The organism is Kribbella sp. CA-294648 (assembly GCF_050943845.1).
Lineage (GTDB): Bacteria > Actinomycetota > Actinomycetes > Propionibacteriales > Kribbellaceae > Kribbella.
The window spans coordinates 2281556-2303385 of the sequence record NZ_CP191981.1; the positions used below are offsets into that span (position 1 = coordinate 2281556).

Below are 21830 nucleotides of genomic sequence, written 5' to 3' on the forward strand. Positions count from 1 at the left end.
CTTGCTCCTCTACTGGTGGTCCAGACAAGCCCTGAGCTCGCCGGCTAGGCGCGACACGAGAAGGTCCTGGGCGCTGTGGATGAAGAAGTGGCCGCCTTGAAACATGGTCAGATGGAACTCCGAAGCCGTGTGGACCTTCCATTGCATGAGGTCCTGCTCCAGGACACGGACGTCCTGGAGGCCGCCAAAGGCCGAGATCGGGATGTCCAGCGGTTCACGATCGGCATACTGGTAGGTCTCGCACAGTTCGAGGTCTGCCCGCAGGGTTGGCAACAACGCCCGCATGATGTCCTCGTTGCGGACGATTTCCGCGGGCGTGCCGTCCTTGACCAGGACCGTCTTCAGCACCTCGTCGGGCAGGTGATGGATGGCGATGTTGGGGTTGGGTAGGTGAGGCGCCCTGAAGGCCGACAGGAACAGTCGTTGCGGACAGGGGCTCCCTTCCTGGCGAAGCTTGCGTGCCAGCTCGAAGGCAAGGAGCGCGCCCATGCTGTGGCCGAACAGGGCGAACGGGCGGTCCAGCAACGGCTCGATCGCTGCGTGGATAAGGTCGATGAGTGCGGGCAGCTTTCGGACCGGCACCTGCCCGGAGCGCTCCTCGCGCCCCGGCAGGCGCGCCGACATCAGGTCGATGCCCTCAGGCATCAGCTCCTGCCAGGACCTGAACACGCTTCCACCGCCGCCGGCGTAGGGGAAACAGAACAGACGGAACGGCTGGTTGCCGGACGGCTCCCCGAACCAAGCTGTGGGTGACGCGGTCGCTGAGGCCCTGAGCCGTCGGATCAGCTGCTCTCGAGACGAGGGACCAAGGCGCCTCAACCGCTCCCTGACGTCGGCTTCCTCGGGAACTTGGCTACCCATGTGTAGCTCGGTCCGGATTGCCGGTGAGGCCCAGGGTGACCCAAGCGCTGTCGATGGCGACCGGGTGATCTTGTCGGTGGTACGTCGCCAGCGCTGCCCCGAGCAGCGCGTCGGACTTCCATTTACCGATCTGCTCCACGGCCGCGGGAGACGGGTCGGCCTCCAGGTTTTCGATCACCGTGGCGACGAGCTGGCCGGCCACGTACTCCAGCTGGGCGACGTTGCTCATCACCTGCTCGTCGAGCTTGTCGTCGGGCAGCCCGGCTGCCATGCCCTCGTGCAGGTCGACGATGAAGGGGAGCAGGGTGTAGGGGTCCGCGAAGGTGCCGGCTATGGCCTTGTCGTCAAGGGCGTGCCACTCCCGGAAGAACTGTTGGACCCTGCTGTGGATCTTCCAGCCCTTGAAGAGGCTCTCGAAGGCGCGTGGGCAGTCGTTCAGGCGGGGGAACGTCTGGTGGAAGAAGAGCAAGCCGGGGAGCGACCAGTACATGATCGTGTCCCAGATGACTTTGGCCACCATCACCTGGGCGTTGCCCATGAGCTGGAACTGGTTTTGGTAAGCGGCCAGCCAGATCTCGCTCATGAGCAGGTAGACCTGGTTGTGCACGACGGCCTTGTCGGTGATGTCTTCACCGGCGAGGTCTGCGCCGATCAGGTCGGTGATGAGGCCATTGCTGATGGCCATCAGGTCGCCGCCTGAGGAGTACAGCGGGTCGATGGACACGCCAGCTTCGCCGGTCAGACACCATCGCTGTGAGGAATAGACCTGCTTGGCCCCGTAGGCGTAGTTGCGCATGGTGCGGAAGTCCTGGATGTCTGCTGCATGTGTCTTGACCTCGGCGGCGCACTGAGGCTCGTGCGCCTCCAGCCACTCCAGCGCCCGTTCGAGGGTGTTGAAGTCCTGGTGGGGGTGGATGGCGTCGTCGGCGACGATTCCGACGCTGGTGGAGCCCGAGGACAGGGGGATCAGCCACACCCAGTACCCGTGGCCCATGAGGTGGTTCGTGGACAGGCGGCGCTTGCCGCCGGGCCTGCCGTAGGGACCTACCTCGACGTTCATTCGGGCCACCCAGGCATCGTCGTCGGACCATCGGTCGATCTCGATGGGGTGGTTGACCCGAACCCAGGACGAGTTGGCGCGGTGTGCCAAGGGCTTGGCGAGCCCAAGTTGGCGCTTCAGCAGTCCGTTGCGGCCGGTGGCATCCACGACCCATCGTGCTCGGATCCGGTGCGTGGTGCCTGGCCCTGCGACTTCGACCGTGTGACGGTTCTCGGCATCGAGAACGACCGACGAGACGCGGCTCTCGGGAAGGAACACCGCTCCCTCGTCTTGGATGCGGGCGCCCAGATAGTTTTCCAGCCGGCCCCGGTCGAGTTGGTAGGCCGGGAGCGGTGCCTCTTCGATCTGGCCGAACTCAACTCTTGAGGCGATGTCGTGGTTGTCCTGGTGGGAGAAGAACATCCGCAGCCCGAACTTGCGGAGCTGATCGCTGTTGAGGTGCTCGCCCAGGCCAAGGACCTCGCGCAGGTAGTGCGCTTGTATCTCGACACTGGACTCGCCCACTTTGTGGGCGGCCTCTGGCACAGGATGTGACTCTCGCTCGAGGACCGCAACGTCAATGTCGGGCAACGAGCGCTTCAGCTGCAGAGCCAGCGTGAGGCCGGCGATCCCGCCGCCCAAGATGACGACGTCTACGTCGACCTCTGTCTGGTCGGCACGGCCGTCGGTCTTCTCGGCCTGTGCCTGATCTTTCAAGGGGCGTGGTCGTGCCATCCGAGGTTCCTCCGTGAGTGTTGGCAGATGAGCTGTTGCGGGGTCTCGTGTCACGAGGGAGTTGTGCAGTTCGCCCTGGGAGAACCGACCGGGATCCATCGATCGGTGGTCGGGTTCTTGAGTCGTTCGCGCCGGAAGGTGGCCACGAAGTGGGAGACGTGTTCATCTCTTTGCCAGGCCTGAACCTGTTCGATAGAGGCTTCGTCCAGTCGCTCTGCACACGCCCGGATCACCGTGTTCATCAATTGCCCGGCAAGCTGGGCGAGGAACTCGGCGTTGCCGCGGAACCTTTGCTCGAACTGTGCCGGTGTGAGATCGTCCGTCATCTCGCTGTGGAGTCGGAGCATGAATTCGATGGGCGCGAGCAGGTCGATGAACTGCGGATCCAGTTCGGAGTTGCCGACTCCATCCCACTCCCGGAAGAACTGCTGCATCCTGTTGCTCGTGACGGACAGCTCCTCCAGCGTCTCGGCGATGGACGGCGTGGAGCCGACCTCGCGGAACTTGTCCTGGAAGAAGAGCAGCCCGAAGACGGCCCAGTAGAACGCCGTGTCCCAGATGACCTTGGAGCTCATGACCTGGGCGTTGCCCATGAGGCCGTACTGGTTTTCGTACGTCGCCAGCCAGAGATTGGTCAGCCGGAGGAAGAGAATGTCGTGCAGGTCAGCGACCGGCCCGACGTCCTGGCCGAGACCGGAACGTCGCAGCAGGTCCACGACCAGGCCGTTGCTGATGGCAATGAGATCCAGTCCGGGCGAGTAGAGCGGGTCCAGGAAAACGCCGGATTCGCCTGTCATGCACCAGCGCTGTTGCCCGGAGAAGACCTTGTCGCAGGAGTAGGAGTAGTCCCGCATCACGCGGAAGTCCTTGATTTTGTCGATGTGTGGCACGACTGCTTTGGCGCACTGGGGTTCGTGTTCGGACAGAAAGCCGAGCGCGCGTTCCAGCGTGTTGAAGGTGCTGAAGTCGTGGTGTTCGGCGCCGGCGACGATCCCGACACTGGTGGCGCCGGTGGCGAGCCGGATCAGCCAGACCCAGTATCCGGACCCCATCAGATGGTTCGTGGACAGCGCGCGCTCTCCCTCGCTGATTCGCTGTGCCCAGCTCGGGTCCTGAGTCCACTCTTCGACGTCGAGCGGATGGGCCACACGGAACCAGGCCGCGTTAGCGCTGTGACCCACCTTCGTTCTGTTCAGTTTGAGGTGGCGGCGGAGCAGTTGGGCTCGTCCGGATGCGTCGACGATCCACTGGGCCTGGAGCGTTCGTTGGCCGGCCGGGCCGGAGAGGGTGACTGAATGGGGCGCCTCGCCGGGGTCCAGAGCGATGCGGTCCACCGAATGGCCGGAAAGGAAGTGGACGCCGGCGGCGGCGCATCGCCTGCCCAGTTCGTTCTCCAGGCGTCCGCGGTCCAATTGGTAGCTTGTCAGCGGTGCGAAGATCGAACTTCCCAGTTCCACCCGTTGCGTGATGTCGCTGTTGCCGTGTCCGGTGAAGAACATGCGCAGGCCGAACTTGCGAAGCTGGTCTTGGTCGAGGTGGTCGGCCAGGCCCAGGCGATCGCGTAGGTAGTGGGCTGCGATCTCGACGGTCGATTCGCCGACCTTGTGGGTCGTCTCGGGTACCGGATGCTCGTTACGTTCGATGATGGCGACGTCGAGGTGGGGAAGCTCCTTGTGCAGCTCCAACGCCAGGGTCAAGCCTGCGACGCCACCTCCCAGGATGGCGACGTCGAACGTCGGCAAGTCCGAGACTGAACCACGTTGCTCGACAGTGGGCGGCTTCTCCACCTGTTCCTCCCCGATAACCGTGGTCGCCTCGAGCGATGTCGCTCCCGGAACCCATCGAGGACTCCAGGTCTTCGACTGTCGGAGCGGCGGTTTCGACCCGCTTACTCGACCTGAAAGGGGCGGCAGGGCGACCGGGGTACCGGCAACCCCGGCGAACTGACGGCCAGGCCACTCAGGCTCGGTAAAGTGCCGAGCATGGAGTCCAGGCAGAGAAGCTGGCGTCCCGATTGGCCGTGCCCGGTTCGGGCCATCATCGGCCAGCAACGAGTCGGTCGATCTGATCCGACTCTTCGGGTGTCTCCCGATGGCCGGATTTGGCGGGGCAGTCGTACGCCGCAGGGCGTGGTGACCTTGGCCATCGACGTGGACACGTCCGCGGGATTGGTCCACGGCGAAGCGTGGGGTCCGGGAGCGGAGTGGGCGCTGGAGCAGATGCCCGAACTGCTTGGCAGCTGCGATGACTGGTCCGGGTTCGAGGCGCGTCACCCGATCCTGGTGGAGGCGCGGCGCCGTCATCCGGACATCCGTCTGGGGCGGAGCGGGTTGGTGATGGAGTCCCTGGTTCCGACGATCATCGGTCAGAAGGTCACGACCCTGGAGGCCCAGACCAGTTTCCGGAATTTGGTGCGGAGATTCGGGGAGCCAGCGCCCGGCCCGGGAGGGCAGGTCGACCTTTGGGTCCAACCCTCACCCCAAGCCCTGCGCTCGATTGCCTCATGGGACTGGTTGAAACTCCACGTCGACGGGGCGCGAAGCCGACCCATCGTTTCATCGGCTCGGGTGGCGTCCTCGCTTGAACGGGTCGAGGGAATCTCGCTGGAGGAACTGGACATGCGGCTGCGAACCGTACCCGGCGTGGGGATCTGGACCAGCGCCGAGGTGCGAAGGCGCTCCTTCGGCGACCCGGATGCTGTCTCCTTCGGCGACTACCACATAGCGAAGACGGTGGGTTACGCGTTGACCGGTTCCCCGTTCGACGACGACGAAATGGCCCGGTTGCTGGAGCAGTGGCGTCCGCATCGGGGCAGGGTCGTGACGCTGGTGATGCTGAGCGGGATTCGGGTTCCCCGGCGCGGGGCAAGGATGGGCCCCCGGACCCACTTGCCGTGATCGCGGCGGCCGGTGGTGGCTCTACGCCTGCGAGGCGCGCATGGTTCGGTGCAGAGCCTCATGCCTCAGGGCCGGCGTGCATCGGCGCCTGAGTGGTGGCGTCGTGAGATTGCCAGGACCGGCTAGGGCCAGGGGATGCAGAGCACGGCCCGCCGCCCGCGGCTACCGCCGTACGCGCGAGGCCACCCGCCTGCGGCCCGACGCCGCGTTGTCGGGCATCGGGGGATCGCTTGCGGTGCTGGCGAACGTTGTGCCGGGTCCTCACGACCGGTTGCTCCCGCTTACCGGGCCTCAGAGCGAAGGGCTCGCCGCGAAGTCACAACGGCAGGTTCCCGTGCTTGCGATCGGGCGCAGCACCGCGCTTGCTGCGCAGCATGGCCAACCCTCTAGCAACGACAGCGCGGGTCTGCGCGGGGTCGATGACATCATCGACGAAGCCTTCCTCGGCGGGAAGGTAAGGAGTGCTGAGCGCCTCGTAGCGCGCTTCGAGCTCGCTCCTCAGGCCGGCCGGATTCGGGGAGGTGGCCAGCTCTCGCCGATGCAGGACGTTGACCGCGGCAGCCGCCCCCATGACCCCGACCTCGGTCGTAGGCCAAGCAAGAGAGAGGTCCGTTCCGATGGAACGTGAGTCCATCACGATGTACGCGCCGCCGTAAGCCTTGCGGACGATCACCTGGACCCGCGGCACCGTGGCCTCGCAGAAGGCGTAGAGCAACTTGGCACCGTGACGTATAGCGCCCAGCCTCTCCTGCTCGAGCCCGGGGAGGAAGCCAGGCACGTCGACGAGGGTCACCAGCGGGATGTTGAAAGCGTCGCAGAACCGCACGAATCGTGATGCCTTCTGTGCGCCGTCCGCGTCGAGGGCCCCGGCGAGGTACTGGGGCTGGTTGGCAACGATCCCGACGACAGCGCCGTCGATCCGGGCCAAACCACACACCACGTTGCGGGCCCAGTTCTCGTGAACCTCGAGAAAGTCGCCGTCATCGACCAGTTCTGCCACGACCGCGCTCATGTCGTAGACCACGCGCGGCTCTACGGGCACCAGGTCACGGAAGACGGGCCTGACGTCAGAGGTCGCACCGCAGGCCGCCAATGACGGGGGAACGTCGAGGTAGTTGGCGGGAAGCATCGAGACCAGGAACCGCACGTCACTGAGACAATCGGCTTCGTCGTCATAGACGAACGCAGCGACACCGGAACTGGTCGAGTGAAGCGTCGGCCCGCCGAGCTCGTCGTGGGTGACTGTGTGACCGTTCACCGCGGCTACGACGTCGGGACCGGTCAGGTACATGTAGCTGACGTCGCGGACCATGAAGGTGAAGTCGGTCAGAGCCGGCGCGTATGCGGCGCCACCGGCGCACGGTCCGAGAATCACGCTGATCTGCGGAATCACCCCAGAGGCGTCAACCGTGCGTTTGAAGATGCCACCGTACCCGTCGAGCGAGTGCGCACCTTCCTGGATCCGCGCCCCTCCACTGTCGAGCAAGGAGATGATCGGTGCGCCGCACTTCGTCGCGCGGTCGATGGTCTTCTGGATCTTGGCTGCGTGGCTCTCGCCGAGGGACCCGCCGAGGATGGTGAAGTCCTGGGCGTAGACGAACACAGGGCGGCCGTGGATCTCGCCGGATCCCGTGACGACTCCGTCGGTGTGGGGACGGTCTGTGTTGCCGGACATGAGCCCGGCTCCGCGATGCTTGCGCAGTATCTCGGTCTCGAAGAATGTTCCCTCGTCAAGCAACAGGGTGATGCGCTCCCGTGCGGTGAGCTTGCCCTTGGCGTGCTGCGCCTCGATCTTCGCTGGGTCGCCCATCAGTACTTCGCTGCGTACGAGGTCGCGCTCGCTGCAAAGATCCAGCATCGTTCGCGCTCGGGAAGCCGGTTCGGGCGCCACTGCAAGGTTTCGAGGTGGGTCGGCGAAGGCCAGATCCACCCCGTTGAGGTGCTCGGGCTGCGTCCTGGGCGTCGAACTCATGGAGACAGGCTAACCGCGCCCAAAGGTGGCGTGGCCTTGTCCAACTACCCTTCGATGCAAGCTGACAGCCAAGCACCGGCGCGCACCACCGACCCATTTCTGTGTCGCATGGAATCGTTTGCTTGAGGTAACCGTTGGGGATCGCAACAACGTGCACGTGCTTACCGGCGGTTGGAGAACCTTTGGTCGGATAGCCTGCAGGCGCTGGGTCGTCGTCTCCGGGGGGACCGATGGAACATGTTGCAAGCGCGAGTGTGACGGCTGAGGGCGATCGGTCACTGGTGGTTCATCGGGTAGCCCTAGCGGCTCTGAAGGGCTCTCATTCCCCTCGCATGGCCGGCGAGGACTCTGCACACATTGAAACTCTGGCCGAAACCGATGATCCACTGCCTCCGATCCTCGTGCACCGCGACACGATGAGCGTGATTGACGGTAACCACCGGCTCAGCGCTGCGCGCCGGAACCAGGAGGACACGATTGACGTCGTCTTCTTCGAGGGCACGATTGAGGACGCTTTCGTCCTTGCCGTCAGGTCGAATATCACCCACGGCCTGCCGCTGTCCCTCGCCGATCGCAGGGCGGCGGCGGAGCGCATTCTGAAGAGCCACCCGGACTGGTCCGACAGGTACGTAGCCAATTGCACCGGCTTGGCAGCCAAGACCGTGCGGGGTCTCAGGGAGCGTTCAACCGAGCAGGATCCGCAGTTGGAAGCCCGGCTCGGTCGCGATGGTCGACGGCGGCCGTTGGACCCTGGTTCCCTTCGGCGGCGTGCCGCGGCCCTCATCGTCGAGCGCCCCAACGCTTCACTGCGCGAGATCGCGAAGGAGGTCGGGATCTCGCCCACGACAGTCGGAGACGTCCGAGAGAGGCTGCGTCGAGGAACTGACCCTGTCGGGCGCACCACGGCGGCGCCGTTGTCACGAAAGGTCGGGGTGAACTCGCCCAATCCGATGCCAGACCGCGACATCACCAACCTCCTGGCGTCGCTGAGGCGCGATCCCACCGTCAGGATGACCCGCACCGGCCGAATGCTGCTGGGGTGGCTGCAGCGGCATGCGTTGCGCTGTGAGGAGCACCAGAGACTGCTCGAAGCTGTTCCCGACCACTGCCTGGAACCGATCGCTCTGTTCGCGGGAAGGTTGGCCGAGCGTTGGGCGCTGATCGCCAGCGACCTCAACGAGCGGTTGGAGCAGCATCAGCCGGAGGGCTGATGCTGCTCCTCATGGGCGAGGGCTGATCGCGGCCGCCGGCTCCGCGGCGACAGGGGGAAGGACGGCTGCCCGATCCTCGTTCTCGCGAGACTCCGGGTACATGCGCCGGTACAGGGGGAGGGCGAGGCCTGTGGTGACGAGGGCCACGACCACAAGAATCGAGTACATCCGTTGCTCGATGATTCCCAGCCCCAGGCCGATGTTGATGAAGATGAGGATCATCAAGCCGCGGGCGTTCATCAGGGCGCCCATGGCTGCGGCGCCTCGCCAGTCCCACCGGTAGGAGCGAAGCACGACGAGCGAGGACGCGGCCTTCGAGATGAACGCTGCGGCCAGGATCATGATCGTGACCGGGATCAGGTGACCTGACAGTTGGGTGATGTCGGTGTTGAGCCCCGAGAACGCGAAGAACACCGGAAGCATCAGTGCCCGGACGGTGGACAGCAGGGAGGTGTTGATGAGCGCGGCGAACCCGGGGATGCGGGGCAGAGCCATCCCTACGATGAAGCCGCCGAAGACGGAGTAGATCCCGATGTAGTCGGTGAACCATCCTGCGCCGAGAACCAGGAGGATGAGGGAGCCGAAGAGACCCTCGCCGATCCGTCCCTCGCGCACCGCGTTCTCCATTGCCTTGTGGAAGACCTTGGGCAGGAGCCAGAACGCGACGATCGTGAAGATGATCGCTGGGATGATGGTCCGAACCAGTCCTTCGAGTGGTCCGCCGCCGACCGACGCTCCGACGACCGCCAGGAGACACCAGGCGAAGGCGTCATCGATGGCTGCGGCTCTTGTCGCAACCATCCCGAAGGAGGTCTGCATCATCCGCCGCTGTTGCAGGATTCGCGCCAGCATCGGGAAGGCGGTCACCGACAGGGCGCCGCCAACGAAGATGACGAACAGGAGCGGGTCGATCGAGTCCGGTCGCAGGTCGCCGGCGACTAGCGCCGCGGTCCCTGCGCCGATGAGGACGGGAGCTACCAGGCCGGCGCTGGCCAGGACGTAGGGTACCGAGGCCTGCCCCTTCGGGCTCGGTGCTTCCCGGTGCTCGACGCCGACCGCGAACATATAGAAACTCAGCCCGGTCATCGCGATGAAGAACAGGATTGGCTTCACCTCGACGGTGAAGAGCTTGTCCGATACCCCCGGTGCCACCGCGCCGAGGAGGCTCGGCCCGAGCGCAACTCCGGCTGCCATCTCGCCGAAGACGACAGGCTGGCCCAGCCGGGGCGCCAATCGCCCACAGATCTGGGCTGTGGCGAGGATGACGAACATGGCGGCGCTGACTGTCAACAGAAGGTGGAGACTCTCTTCGCTCACGTGTTCAACCCCCGTTCGATCCGTGGCTGCGAGGTCATGCGGGACGGGTGTCGAAGACTTCGGGCACCCTCAGCGCAAGGGTCATGTCGCCCTCCACCAAGAGCTTCCCGCTCATGAACGCCCGCATGGGGTCTTGCCGGCCTTCGGCGATTGCCATCCATACGTCGCTGGTGGTGATGAAGGTGGTGTCGGGTTCGTCCACTCCTCCGGGAATGACGCGCCCTTGCCCCTCGTCGATCTGGATCGCCCAGGTGCCGGCTTGTTCGTCGGTGAGCTGCCACTGGATCGTGCAGTGCAGGTCCGAGGAAGCGTCGGGGATGAGCCGGTTGGGTAGTTCCTCAAAAAATTCGGTGAGAGTGAGTGTCATCGTCCTGCTCCAAGTGTCAGCTTCGAGGGCAGAGTGGTTCGGGAACCGAACCAAGCGAATCCTGACGGGGTCAACTTGCACGGTTGTTTCTGAACCCGTAAGTCCCTTCGAGGCTCCCCCACGCCGACACCAGATCCTGCAGCGACACCAGGGAACGTGGAGGATCGATACCCAGGTCTGCCTTGATCCTGGTCAGGGTCGTGTTCAACAACGCGATGGCTGAGGAGCAGTCGCCACGCATCAGCGAGGTGACGACGATGACCCTGGTGGCCAGTTCGTTGTGCCGGTCGATCTGGAGCATCTGATAGGCAGCGTCCAGCACTTCCTCGTCGTGGCCGAGTTCGATGTTGAGCCGGATCGACCGGGTGATGGACTGGGCGCACAGTAGCTCGTGCTTGCGTCGGAATGGCTCCAGCCACGGGGCATTCTCACCGTCGAGGATGTTCGGTCTCGACGCGTACTCCGCGATGCGTCGGAAGTAGTAGAGGGCACGCGACGGGTCACCCCCGAGATCGCAGGCGTGCCCGCGCTGGTAGTGGAGGTTCACGTCCGCGACGTCGCTCCACCAACGGCCGGCACCTTCGAAGATGTAGATCCGGTTCGGGTGTCGGGTGATGAAGGAGGAGGCCTCTCGAGGACCGAGGTCTGGTTCGAGTATTCGTTTCAGTGCGTGCATGTTGACATCGAAGAGGTTCATCGCGCTGACGTGATCTGCCTCGGGCCACAGGTCATAGGCAATCTGCTCAGCAGAGCAGGGCTTGCCTGCATTGAGCAGAAACCACACGAGCATTTGGAGGCCCTTCCTCCTCGTGGGTGACGACACCATCGGCTCGTCGCCGCGGAAGAGTCTGAGATCGCCCAGTAGGTACGCGCGGTAGGGCGCTTGGCTCTCCAGTTGTCGTGGATGAGCCTCGTCAGTGGTGGGTCCGTTGCCACGCCATCGAATGTCCATCCGGCTCACCTGACCTCACGTCGGGGGGAGGCCAGTTCACGATGAACACCCTTGTTACGCAAGGATGCGTCCAGTTGGGCCAGGTCTGTCGGCGGCGCGTGAAAGCTGAACTAGGTCGGCTGGATCTTCCTACGATCCTGAGGCCGCGAACCTGTTCTTAGACTGACCAGCCCTCGAGTACCGGCTGGACATCACACCCACGTGGAGAGTGTCAGAGGTGACGTCCGCCAGGCGGCTCGACGGGCGTGCTGGCAGGGCCTTCGGCCTCGGCAAGGTCGTCCTTGGGTCGCGCCGGCAAGAAGAGCAGAGCCCCGAGGGCCGCAAGCAGGACCGTACCTGCGGCCAACAGGGAACCTCCCTGCATGCTGTGCAGGAAGGCCTCCACTGCGGTGTGGGACAGCTCGTCGGCAGCTCGGGCGTCGCCCTTTCCTGCCAGATCCTGGGCTGTGGAGAGTGCGCCTCCGAGAGACCCGGACGAGGCGTGGGCCGCCGAGCCTGCCAACTCTGGTGGCAACGTGCTGGCCATCTTGTTGTCGTACAAGGAAGCGGCCATGCTCCCCACGACTGCGACTCCGAGGGTCGCGCCGCACAGTCTGGTCGCGTCATTGACCGCCGCGCCCACCCCGGCGATGTCCTTCGACACCGAGCCCATGATGGCTTCGGTCGCCGGCGTGCTCGTCAGGCCGAAGCCCACGCCGAGCAGCGCGATGTTGGCAGACATGAACTCGTAAGACGTCGTTGCGGTGTTCGTAGCGGCCCATGCCAGCCCTGCGGCGAAGAACACCAAGCCGGAGGTCACCACCACCTTGTTCCCGATCTTCACGGCCAACCAGGCACCGAGAATCGACGCGACTCCGATGGCCCCCGCCATGGGCAACAGGCGCAGGCCCATCGACAGGGGGCTCCAGTCCTTCACCAGCTGCATGTACTGGGTGATGAGGAAGATGAAGCCGTTGAGCGCGAAGAACGAGATCGCCACCGATCCGCTCGCGGCCGTGTAGCGCATGTCGCGGAACAGCGAAACGTCCAGCATCGGGTGAATGGTGCGGCGCTCGAGGGCCAAGAAGACGAGGAGGGTCACCAGGCCTGCCGACAGGCATCCGATGGTTAGGGCGGAGCCCCAACCCCATCGCGGAGCCTCGATGATCCCCAGCACCAGGATCCCGAACCCGAGGATGGACAGGATCAGGCCGCGCCAGTCGAGCGGGGCGGTGGCCGGGTTGCGGGAGGTGGGCACGAAGAGCACGACCAGGATGGCGATGGCGATGGTCAGGATTCCCAGGAAGACGAAGATGCTGCCCCACCAGTACCGTCCCAGCAGCCAACCTCCGACGATAGGTCCGGTTGCGACACCCAGACCGGTCGAAGCCCCCCATAGCCCGATGGCCTGAGCGCGCTCCTTCCTTCCGGTGAACACGTTGGCAAGGATCGACAAGGTGGTGGGGAGCATGAGGGCAGCCCCGAGCCCCATCACTCCGCGAGCCGCGAGGACGCCGGCGACACTGTCGACGTATCCGCCGACGAGTGAGGCGGAGATCAGGATTGCCATTCCGACGAGGAGGGCGCCTTTTCTCCCGTGCCGGTCGCTGAGGCACCCGGCGGCCAGCAGCAGAGCTCCCAGGGCCAAGTTGTAAGCGTCCACCACCCACTGCAGCTCGGTCGTGTTGGCGTCGAGATCCCTTCCCAGGGTGGGGAGAGCGACGTTCATGATCGTCACCTCAACGGTCACGATGTAGGCCGTGAGCATGAGTGCCAGGAGGACCATCGATCGGTTGACGCTTCGCATAGGAACCTCGTCGGTAGAGGGGGCAGCTGTCACGATGCGGGGCGCGAGGTGCGCTCGCGCAGGCCAGAGACGGCGGCATTGCGCCACCTGGCGTAGCCGGAGCCGGAGGTGGGTCCAGCCTCGGCGTCGCAGCGGGCCTGGGTGAGCACGCCGGCCGCCGTTCGGCTGTCGATGGGGCCCAGGATCTCGCAGGCGAGATCGGTGTGCGGCGCGGCATTTCCGGCTTGATCTCGCGTCCAGGCGGCCGCCGCGGCGGCCCACGACAGTTCGTCGGAAAAGTCGGACGCCACGTGGGCGAGCTGGTCCAATGCGGCGCGGTCGGCGCCGCCGGCAAAGCTGCAGGCGATGGCCGCTCCTGACCAGAGGTCCCCTCGCCGATGCGGGTCGAACGCCGAGATGATCCGGGCGACGAGCGGAACCTGTCCAGCACTGGAGAACCAGATGGAGCGTCCAAGGCCCTGGTCGTAGACCGGGCGCCCGGCGGGGGAGACGTGGGGAGGGATGATCTGCTTGTCGATGGAGCGACGGCGCGCAAAGAACCCCTCGTGGAAGCCGTAGCCGTCTATGACGGCCCATCCGAGAACCGGATCGAGGTCGTTGAGCATCCGCTCGGGCTTGCGGTGCAGCCGGGCAGCCGCCATGCCGACACCGACGTACACGGTCGCCATGTGACGCCCACCCTCTGCGGCGAGAAGGCTGGTGATGCGGTCTTTCCTGGGGGCGAGGAGGTCCAGTACGTGCAGTCCCATTGCTGCGCCTTCGTAGGCGAACCCGTGCAGCGGTGGGTCTGCGGCCTCTAGGCGTGGGATGAGGACCTCGAGCGAAGGGTCCTCAAGGCTGGCGTTGTACCCGTCGGCCAAGGACTGAAGGACGTGGCCGAACTGTGACCAGCACTCCGGGGCGAAGCCTGGTCTGCGGAATACCTCGCTCGGGTCGGAGATGCCGAACATCTTCACCCGTAGGGCTCCAAGAACGCTCATGTCTGACCTCTCGCCGCTGCCTCGTTGGTGTGATGTTGCGCGGTCCAGATCGATTTCACGTGCTGGCGCCACGGCTCGTAGTCGGGGCCAGAAGGCCCGGGGTACGGGCGGATGCGGTCGCGAGTGACCAGCTTGGCCACCTCCGCCGATTTGCGTCCCCAGAAGACGTCGCACGCACCGTCGGTGTGGTCTGCTGGGTGGTTGGTCTGATCGCGGAAACAGGCAGCGACGGCGAGGCCGACGGCCACGTCGGATGCGTGATCGCCGGAGACGCTCAGCATCTGGCGGAAGCCGGCATGGTCGAGAGCTCCACCGGTGTATCCGCAGGCGAGTCCGATCCCACCCCACAGGTCGCTGCGCCGGGGCTCGGGGAACCGGCTCAGGACCGTCGCGATCCGGTCCGGATTGGCTGCGCTCAGGAAGTACAGGCTCCTCCCGATCCCGCTGTCAAAGTTTCGTGCTGCTTCTCCATGGAGGCCGTCGGGCCGAGCCTGTCGGTCGAGGCAGTCTCGGGCGTGGAAGAAGCACTGGAGGAAGCCGTAGCCGTCCAGGATGAACCAACGCGCGTCGTCGTTGAAGCGCCCGATGAGCTTGTAGGGGTTCAACGGGATGAACGGCAGGATCATGCCCGCCCCTACGTACACCATGGGCCGGTACGGCCCACATGGGCCGTCCAGGAGGGCTTTGAGGCGCCTCTTGTAGGGCAGGACGAAGTCCAGCAGCGTCAGCGCCATGGCGGCGCCCTCGTAAGCGACCCCGCGGTCCTTCGGCGGGTTGGCCTCGACCAGCTCGATCACATCGGGCAGTTTGGGGTTGTCCAGAGTGGCCCAGAAGTTGTCCAGGATCGCGTGTGAGGGTGGCTCGAAGTGCGGCCAGGCCGCATCCATTTCCGGCAGATCCCCGAACTGCTGCTTCGCCAGCCTGGGGAAGTCGTCCACCGACAAGTTCAAGACCGGCTTGAGGAGTCTGCTCAACATGACGGCTGCAGGCGTTGGAGAACACGCTGGCGCCACAGGGCATGGCTGGGAACCTCGGTCCCGTGTGGGAGGCCGATCTCCGCGGCCTCGACAAGGGCTGAGGCCTCCGCGGATGTCGAGAGGCAGATGGCCTCGCACGCGCGATCGTTGTGCTCGGTCGGGTTGCTCCCGAGGTGCCGGGCCCGTGCCGACATTGCGGTGCCCAACGCCAGGTGGTCTCGACAGTCCCCGGCGAGCTCGGGAAGCCGCTTGAGCTCGAAGGTGTCGAAACCGCCGGAGTAGCCGCACGCGAATCCGACCCCGCTCCAGAGGTCTTGGGCGCGGTGCTCGGCGAACCCGTTGATGATCGAGGCGACACGGTCGATGTCGCCGGCCGATGCGAACCAGATCGCCCGGCCCAGCCCTTGGTCGATGACCCGCAGGCCGTAGCCGTGGATGCGCAGGGAGACCCGCTGATCGGTTACGTGGCGCTGGTACTCGAAGAATCCCTTGTAGAACCCGTACCCGTCGAGGACAAGCCAGCTCATGAGTGGGTCGTTCAGACGACGCCGAAGCCGCTCCGGATTCCTCCTGATCCGGGCCAGGCACATTCCGGCGCCCAAGTAGATGCCGAACGTGTGCCGAGATCCTTGGTTCTCGGCAAGGAACCGGACACGGTTCTTCGTGGGCGAGATGGTGTCCAGCGCCGCTAACGCGACGCCGGCGCCCTCGTAGGCGAAACCTTGCTTCTCATCCGGATAGGCGTCGAGCGTAGTGACGAGGTCGGTGTAGCTGGTGGCGAGGAGCGTCTGTCGGCTCGCCTCGGTGACCGTGTAGACGACGTCCTTGAGCCGGGCGCGGCCGGCGTCGTCGACGGCGGTTGGCGGGGTGGGCATCTGCCCGGCTGCCGAGAATGCCTTCCACATCAGTTTGCCGAACGGTGCGATGGGGCCCGCGAGGGCTGCGGAGGCGTTCATTGGGAAGCCGCCTGCCGGTCCGTCGTCCTACCTGAGGTGGAGAAGGTGGCGATGACTCGGTCCTGGACGACATGGCAGGCGTTGCGTGAATCGTCGGTGGGAAGGTCGGTGAGGGCCTCGTCGACGATGTCCCTCGCGCCGCTGCTGTCGGTGTCGCAAAGGTGCTGGCAGGCCATCTCGGTGTCCTCGACCGGGTTCCCTGCCCGGTGGCGTCCCTTTGCGGCGAAGGCCGCTCCGGTGGCGAGGTAGGGCAGGTGTGGACCGCAGACCTCTCGCAGCAGTTCGATCTCGCTCGGTTCCATCCCACCCGCGTAGCAGCAGCCCGTGCCGATGCCGAGCCAGAAGTCTGCCTGCCGGACCGGAGGAAAGGTGGCAACCTTGGCTGCAACCCGTTCGACGTCGGCGCCCTGAGTGAACCAGATGCTCCGTCCAACGCCCTGGTCGAAGACACGGCGGCCGTAGGGGGACAAGTACGGGGGGACCACTTGACGGTCGACGTACTTCTTGGGGTGGAAGAAGCCCAGGTGGAAGCCGTACCCGTCCATGACGAGCCACCGAGCGACCGGATCGTCGAGCTTGCGCAGGAACGGTTCGGGCAGACGCCTCATCTGGGCCAGCGCCTCGCCGGCTCCGATGTGGGACATGTAGATGTGTGCGTCGCCCGCTCCGGCGAGGAAAGCCCGGAATCGGGACTTGCCGGGCAGGAAGAGATCCAGACCGGTCAGCCCCATGGCAACGCCCTCGTGGGCGTAGCCGTTCATGTGCTTGGGGAACCGGTCGAGCCTGGCGACGATGGCGTCGAGGTTGCCACCCTCGAGCACCGCGTGGTAGCCGCCGACGGCGGCCCGCAGTGCGTCCTCGAGGTGACGCCACCGCGGAGTGTCGCCTCCCTTGAACCTCAGGATCTTCCGCTCGGGGACGCCTAACAGCGCCAGTCGGGCGCGCGCAAGTGCTGTTGTCACGTCGGACTTCCTTGCCTGTTGGTAGGAGTGGGTGGATCTGCGGCGAACCCGCGGACGGAAGTGCCGGTACGCCGCCCCGGGTGTCGCCGCTGACGGAGGTGACCTAGACGGAGTCCGCCACGAGCTCTCCGGAGGTGCCGGGCGCGGGCGCGGGACGCTCGTCGGCCTCGCCCAGGTTGATCCACAGCGGACTGGTTGGGCGCACGGCATGGTCGGCCCGGTAGGTCGAGACGAACTCGCCGATCAGCGGGTCACGCCTCCACCGCTGGATGACCGCGATCACGTCGTCCGAATAGTCGTCGGTATACGAATCCATGACGGTGGACATCAACTGGCCTGCCAGTTGCTCGAACAGGCGTGTGTTCTCGGCGAACCGGGCCTCGAACTCGCGCTCGGTCAGGTCGTCGCCCATTCCCGTGTGCAGTTCCTGCATGAACTCCAGGGGGGCGTGCGTGTCGATGTAGCGACCCGTCAACGGGGGACGGTCGATGCTCGCCCACTCCGTGAAGAAGTCCTGGACCCGGTAGCTGATCTGCGTGAGCCTGCTGAGGTTGGAGGCCACCGACGGCGCGTCCCCGATGGTCCGGAACTTGTCGTGGAAGAAGAGAAGGCAGAACACTCCCCAATAGAAGGCGGTGTCCCAGATGACCTTCGATGACATGATCCGGCTGCTGGCCATGAGCGGGTACCGCTTCTCGTAGATGCCTCTCCAGAACTCGGCGACGTTGCGGTACAGGTTGTCGTGGATGGTGGCGAGCGGGCCAACGTCCTCGCCTGCGAGCGACCGCAGGAGGAGGTCGCACGTCAGCCCGTTGCTGATCGAGATCAGGTCGAGGCCGGGTGAGTAGAGAGGATCCAGGAACAGCCCGGCCTCACCGGTGAGGGCCCAGCGCTGGTCGCCGTCGTAGACCTGCTCGGCGCTGTAGCAGTAGTCGCGCATGACCCGGAAGTCCTGGACCTTGTCCAGGTGCTCGTCGATCTTTGTCGCGGCCTGCGGCTCGTGGGTGCGGATCCACTCGAGCGCCTTGTCCAGTTTGTTGAACGAGCGGAAGTCGTGGAGGTCGTCGTCACAGACGATCCCGACGCTGGTAGAGCCGGACGCAAGGGGGATCAGCCACAGCCAGTAGCCCGGACCCATCAAGTGATTCGTGGAGTGGTAGCGAGGACCGCCAACGGTTCGCTTCTTCCATTGCGGGTCATCGGACCAGGTGTCGATGTCGATGCGCTCGGCGATGCGGAACCACGAAGCGTTCGCCTTGTGACCCACCGGGATGCGCTCACGCCCGAGGTGCCTGCGGAGGAGCTGACTGCGGCCTGACGCGTCCACGACCCATCTGCCGGTCACTTCGCGCGTTCCCTCTTCACCCGAGATCGTCACCCGGTGAACCGGTTTGTCCGGTTGCAGCTCGATGTCGGCGACGACGCAGTTGCTGATGAATTCGACACCGGCATCGACGCACCGCCGACCGATTTCGTTCTCCAGGCGGCCGCGGTCCAGTTGGTAGGTGTCCAACGCAAGCCAAGTGGAGGTCCCGACTTCGACTCGGGACGTGATGTCGCTGTTACCGCCATCAGTGAAGAAGAACCTGAGCCCGAACTTTCGAAGCTGGCCGGTGTCCAGGTGGTCCTTGAGCCCGAGGACGTCGCGCAAGTAGTGGGCGGAAAGCTCCACGGTCGACTCGCCGACCTTGTGGGCCGCCTCGGGTACAGGGTGGGGCTGGCGTTCGATCACCATCACCCGGGTGTTCGGGCGCGCGCGGCGCAGTTGCAGCGACAGCGTCAGGCCGGCCATCCCTCCCCCCAGGATGACGACGTCGTAGGCGTCTCCCTGGGTTGGCGGATCGAACCGTTCGCGCAGCAGGTCGGTCAGGGCAGTTCGTTGGGACTCTGAGAGTTCGGCAAGTTGCCGGTTCACGTCGTCGTTCACATCTATCACCTCCAGCAGCAGCCTGCTGCCGGAGATTTCCTCGTACTTACTGATAGCGAAAGCGTCCCTCGGCCGGGGTCGAGGTCGGTCGCAGGCCGGTGGTGGTGGGAGCCCCAACCAGGACGGGGGGAAGGCTCTAGCGCCGCTCTGGCGCCGGCTTGGCGAACGCCGCGACGCCCCGCCGCCGCGAGGCCGGGGCCGGCGGCGACGGGGCAACGGGGCGTCGGGTCGAGGGGTGGCTCGGGTGTGGCGGGTCAAACCATGGGGGCGTCGTTGCTCCTCGTGTTGTGCGTCCTCAAGCCGATCAATGCCGCGACGACGATGGCGATGCTGCTTGCCAGCAACGCTCGTCCGAACCCTGAGGTGAGCGCTTCAGGCTGAGAGGTGCCGGCGCGAAGCAAGTCTTCGGTCCTGGTGGCCGCGATGGTTGAGAGTATGGCCAGGCCGAGGGCGCCGCCGACCTGCATGGAACTGTTGAGCAGCGCCGCCGCCAAGCCCAACTTGGACTCCGGAACGCCTGCGTGTGCGGCGTTGGTGACTCCGACCAGGACCGAGCCCAGCCCCAGCGACATCGCGATCATTCCCGGGAGTAGGTCGGTCAGGTACTCGCCGTCCGCGGGCATCTGCGACAGAACGAAGACACCCACACTCGCAATCAAAGCTCCCGCCACGATGATCGGCCGCGTACCGATGCGCGGAATGAGCTTGGTCGACGAGCCGGCGCCGAGACCGATGCCCATGGTCACGGGCAGGTAGGCAAAGCCGGTCTTGAGCGCGGAGTACTCCAGCACGAACTGCATGTACAAGGTGAGGAAGAAGAACATCGACATGAAGCCGGCGATCGCTATCAGCTGGGTGAGGTTCGCAGCAGCGAGACCAGGGACCCTGAAGATCGAGAGCGGCATGAGCGGGTTCGGGTGGCGGTGTTCGTTGATGACGAAGGCGACCAGCAGAGCCAGCGCGCCCCCGAGGCGCAGCCAGGTGGTCGCCGAGTCCCAACCGGAGTTGTGAGCCTCGACGATCCCGTAGACGAGGAGGAGCATCCCCGCTGTTCCGAGAACCGTGCCAGGGATGTCGAAGCGGTTGCCGGATGCGCTTCGGCGGTCATCGGGCAACACCCGGAACATGGCGATTGCGATGAGGACGCACACGATGGGGTTGACCAGCAGGACCGACCGCCACCCGAACCATTCGGTGAGGATGCCGCCGAGGAGGACCCCGGCTGCCGACGCCAACCCGACGATGCCGCCCCAGATGCCGAGGGCTTTGCGTCGGTCGGGTCCTTCCTCGAAGGTGGCGGTCAAGGTGGACAGAGCCGCGGGAAGCATCAGAGCTGCGCCTGCGCCCTGGATGATCCGGGCGCCGATGAGAGTCTCGGAGTTGGGTGCCAGGCCCCCGAGGAGCGATGCCGCCGCGAAGATGATTACCCCGATGAACAGGACCCGCCTACGTCCGATCAGGTCGGCGGCTCGTCCGCCCAGGAGCATGAACCCGCCGTAGGTGAGCAGGTAACCGCTGGCAACCCACTGCAGGTTCTCCGGCGTGAAGCTGAGGTCTTCCTGGATCGAGGGGATTGCCACGTTGACGATGACGGCGTCAATGAAGTCGAGGAAGGCAACTGAGCACAGAAGCGCCAGGATGAGTCTTCCTGAGCGGGTGGCCAGCTGCGTAGTTGTAGTAGTCATGGACGAACGTCTCTCCTCCCGAGCGACCCCAAGGGCTTGAGGTCTGGTATCCGCCGGTCTCCCGTGGAGAGCCCGTCAGCGATTATGGTCCGAGGCGTCCCGGGATAGTCAAGAGCACCGGTGAATCTCAAGTGCGATTGACATCAGCAAAGCACCTTGGGGTCGTGAGGATAGCAGGTTTGTGTCGGGGGTGATTGCGATGCACCAGGGCGTCGATCGCTCGTTTGGCGAGTGCAATTAGTTGCTAAAGGCAATAGTGTGACTTTGTATTAAAGGGTTGTGGGGACCGAGTTTGCGATGCGTTCACATCATGAATGTTGAGCCGTCAGGTTCGGCGCAAACAGTAGCCATATGCCTAGGGCACCAGGGTTTGCCGTTCGAATACGGCGAAGTCGGTACGTGCCTGATCCGGCCGCACCCGGCCGACTCCTGAGCGTCGTACGTCGGCCAGTGCCTTCGCCCCGCCGACATCATGGATCCACTTCCGCTGTCGTCGAGATCGCCGACCAACTCTCCGCGGCTGATGCCGCCCGGTACGCACGCGCCCGGGACTTGGCTGGAACAGGCGCCCCGTAATACAGAACGCCACGGCACTGGACACCGCCACCATGCACAACCTGTTCAAGATGTCGTCGCTGGCCATTCTCGAGGGCAACTACTTCAAGCCGGGGCAAAACACAGCCTGATCGCCAGGAGATGAAGAGCCGACTGCCAACCCGCGGCGAGATCTCCGGCACCGCCACCTGCGCGAGCCGCGCGTAGCGAGCCGGCGGATCTTCGACGAGTCGAACGAGGAGTTCAGCACCGAGCGCACCGAGTTGCCCTTGGCGCTGGGCGCCGACGAGTGGGAACGCCGCTGCCGTGTCGACGATCAACGCCCACTACACCGACCCGGCCTACGTCGAGGCCATCTGGTCGGTGGTGCGGATTCTCGGCTTCACCGGCGGCCGTGTCCTCGAACCGGCACCGGCACGTTATCGGCGTCGCGCCCGAGGGCACCAAGCCGATCGGCGTCGAGTTGGAACGAGGTCACCGCGAACATCGCCGCGCATCTGCACCCCGACGCGGAAATCCTTGCGGAGCCGTTCGGGGGACAGCCGGTTCACTGCAATCCGTGGCAAGACCAGGCAATCGTCGTGCCCGTGGCTTTCGGCCACCACGCTGGCCCCGCCCGTGGACGAGCCGGTCACCGCGCCGCTACAGAAG

16 protein-coding genes are annotated in these 21830 nt (G+C 65.2%); 2 read left to right on the top strand and 14 right to left on the bottom strand.

What is annotated here, in order from left to right; genetic code table 11:
* Positions 1 to 9: 9 nt before the first annotated feature.
* Genes ACQPYM_RS11175 through ACQPYM_RS11185 form a run of 3 tightly spaced genes read right to left on the bottom strand, consistent with a single transcriptional unit; the run spans position 10 to position 4422 of the window.
* On the bottom strand, positions 10 to 861 hold the full coding sequence (locus ACQPYM_RS11175; protein WP_433018887.1) for a thioesterase II family protein: 852 nt from the start codon (positions 859 to 861) through the stop codon (positions 10 to 12).
* Entirely contained in the window at positions 854 to 2635 is a 1782-nt protein-coding gene (locus tag ACQPYM_RS11180) for an NAD(P)/FAD-dependent oxidoreductase (protein WP_433018890.1), read from the bottom strand. The genes ACQPYM_RS11175 and ACQPYM_RS11180 overlap by 8 nt, the downstream gene beginning before the upstream one ends.
* A 50-nt stretch (positions 2636 to 2685) precedes the next feature.
* Entirely contained in the window at positions 2686 to 4422 is a 1737-nt protein-coding gene (locus ACQPYM_RS11185) for an NAD(P)/FAD-dependent oxidoreductase (protein WP_433018893.1), read from the bottom strand.
* 345 nt (positions 4423 to 4767) lie between these two features.
* On the opposite strand from ACQPYM_RS11185, the gene ACQPYM_RS11190 reads away from it, so the two are divergent.
* Positions 4768 to 5532 (top strand): DNA-3-methyladenine glycosylase family protein, encoded by a 765-nt coding sequence (locus tag ACQPYM_RS11190; protein WP_433023245.1) that lies wholly within the window; start codon positions 4768 to 4770, stop codon positions 5530 to 5532.
* A gap of 316 nt (positions 5533 to 5848) precedes the next feature.
* Here ACQPYM_RS11190 and ACQPYM_RS11195 read toward each other — a convergent pair whose 3' ends face one another.
* Positions 5849 to 7504, bottom strand: a complete 1656-nt coding sequence (locus ACQPYM_RS11195; protein WP_433018896.1) for an acyl-CoA carboxylase subunit beta — start codon at positions 7502 to 7504, stop codon at positions 5849 to 5851.
* A gap of 332 nt (positions 7505 to 7836) precedes the next feature.
* Here ACQPYM_RS11195 and ACQPYM_RS11200 point away from each other — a divergent pair, with 332 nt between their 5' ends.
* Positions 7837 to 8715, top strand: a complete 879-nt coding sequence (locus tag ACQPYM_RS11200) for a ParB N-terminal domain-containing protein (protein WP_433018899.1) — start codon at positions 7837 to 7839, stop codon at positions 8713 to 8715.
* Positions 8716 to 8724: 9 nt separating this feature from the next.
* Here the strand turns inward: ACQPYM_RS11200 and ACQPYM_RS11205 are convergent, their stop codons facing one another.
* The 10 genes from ACQPYM_RS11205 to ACQPYM_RS11250 form a co-directional block, all read right to left on the bottom strand.
* Positions 8725 to 10032 carry a cation:proton antiporter gene (locus tag ACQPYM_RS11205; RefSeq protein ID WP_433018902.1) on the bottom strand — a complete coding sequence of 436 codons (1308 nt, stop codon included), beginning with the start codon at positions 10030 to 10032 and terminating at the stop codon, positions 8725 to 8727.
* A gap of 34 nt (positions 10033 to 10066) precedes the next feature.
* Entirely contained in the window at positions 10067 to 10399 is a 333-nt protein-coding gene (locus tag ACQPYM_RS11210; RefSeq protein ID WP_433018905.1) for an SCP2 sterol-binding domain-containing protein, read from the bottom strand.
* A 70-nt stretch (positions 10400 to 10469) separates the two neighbouring features.
* Complete coding sequence (locus ACQPYM_RS11215) at positions 10470 to 11351, bottom strand: AfsR/SARP family transcriptional regulator (protein WP_433018908.1); 882 nt, start codon at positions 11349 to 11351, stop codon at positions 10470 to 10472.
* Positions 11352 to 11562: 211 nt separating this feature from the next.
* Entirely contained in the window at positions 11563 to 13137 is a 1575-nt protein-coding gene (locus ACQPYM_RS11220; protein WP_433018911.1) for an MFS transporter, read from the bottom strand.
* 29 nt (positions 13138 to 13166) lie between these two features.
* On the bottom strand, positions 13167 to 14087 hold the full coding sequence (locus ACQPYM_RS11225) for a DUF1702 family protein (RefSeq protein WP_433023247.1): 921 nt from the start codon (positions 14085 to 14087) through the stop codon (positions 13167 to 13169).
* A 26-nt stretch (positions 14088 to 14113) separates the two neighbouring features.
* Positions 14114 to 15094 (bottom strand): DUF1702 family protein, encoded by a 981-nt coding sequence (locus ACQPYM_RS11230; RefSeq protein ID WP_433018914.1) that lies wholly within the window; start codon positions 15092 to 15094, stop codon positions 14114 to 14116.
* Complete coding sequence (locus tag ACQPYM_RS11235; RefSeq protein WP_433018917.1) at positions 15088 to 16050, bottom strand: DUF1702 family protein; 963 nt, start codon at positions 16048 to 16050, stop codon at positions 15088 to 15090. The genes ACQPYM_RS11230 and ACQPYM_RS11235 overlap by 7 nt, the downstream gene beginning before the upstream one ends.
* A complete protein-coding gene (locus ACQPYM_RS11240; protein ID WP_433018920.1) occupies positions 16047 to 17012 on the bottom strand; it encodes a DUF1702 family protein in 966 nt (321 codons plus the stop codon). Before ACQPYM_RS11240 ends, ACQPYM_RS11235 begins: the two co-directional genes overlap by 4 nt.
* Before the next feature lie 103 nt (positions 17013 to 17115).
* Entirely contained in the window at positions 17116 to 18939 is a 1824-nt protein-coding gene (locus ACQPYM_RS11245) for an NAD(P)/FAD-dependent oxidoreductase (RefSeq protein WP_433018923.1), read from the bottom strand.
* A 254-nt stretch (positions 18940 to 19193) separates the two neighbouring features.
* Complete coding sequence (locus ACQPYM_RS11250) at positions 19194 to 20624, bottom strand: MFS transporter (RefSeq protein WP_433018926.1); 1431 nt, start codon at positions 20622 to 20624, stop codon at positions 19194 to 19196.
* Positions 20625 to 21830: the final 1206 nt, after the last annotated feature.

Excerpts from the sequence above, each read along its gene's own strand:
- ACQPYM_RS11230 (WP_433018914.1), bottom strand. The coding sequence starts at position 15,094 with ATGTTGAGCAGACTCCTCAAGCCGGTCTTGAACTTGTCGGTGGACGAC.
- ACQPYM_RS11195 (WP_433018896.1), bottom strand. The coding sequence starts at position 7,504 with ATGAGTTCGACGCCCAGGACGCAGCCCGAGCACCTCAACGGGGTGGAT.
- ACQPYM_RS11180 (WP_433018890.1), bottom strand. The coding sequence starts at position 2,635 with ATGGCACGACCACGCCCCTTGAAAGATCAGGCACAGGCCGAGAAGACC.
- ACQPYM_RS11215 (WP_433018908.1), bottom strand. The coding sequence starts at position 11,351 with ATGGACATTCGATGGCGTGGCAACGGACCCACCACTGACGAGGCTCAT.
- ACQPYM_RS11225 (WP_433023247.1), bottom strand. The coding sequence starts at position 14,087 with ATGTTCGGCATCTCCGACCCGAGCGAGGTATTCCGCAGACCAGGCTTC.
- ACQPYM_RS11200 (WP_433018899.1), top strand. The coding sequence starts at position 7,837 with ATGGCCGGCGAGGACTCTGCACACATTGAAACTCTGGCCGAAACCGAT.
- ACQPYM_RS11175 (WP_433018887.1), bottom strand. The coding sequence starts at position 861 with ATGGGTAGCCAAGTTCCCGAGGAAGCCGACGTCAGGGAGCGGTTGAGG.
- ACQPYM_RS11210 (WP_433018905.1), bottom strand. The coding sequence starts at position 10,399 with ATGACACTCACTCTCACCGAATTTTTTGAGGAACTACCCAACCGGCTC.
- ACQPYM_RS11220 (WP_433018911.1), bottom strand. The coding sequence starts at position 13,137 with ATGCGAAGCGTCAACCGATCGATGGTCCTCCTGGCACTCATGCTCACG.
- ACQPYM_RS11250 (WP_433018926.1), bottom strand. The coding sequence starts at position 20,624 with ATGACTACTACAACTACGCAGCTGGCCACCCGCTCAGGAAGACTCATC.
- ACQPYM_RS11235 (WP_433018917.1), bottom strand. The coding sequence starts at position 16,050 with ATGAACGCCTCCGCAGCCCTCGCGGGCCCCATCGCACCGTTCGGCAAA.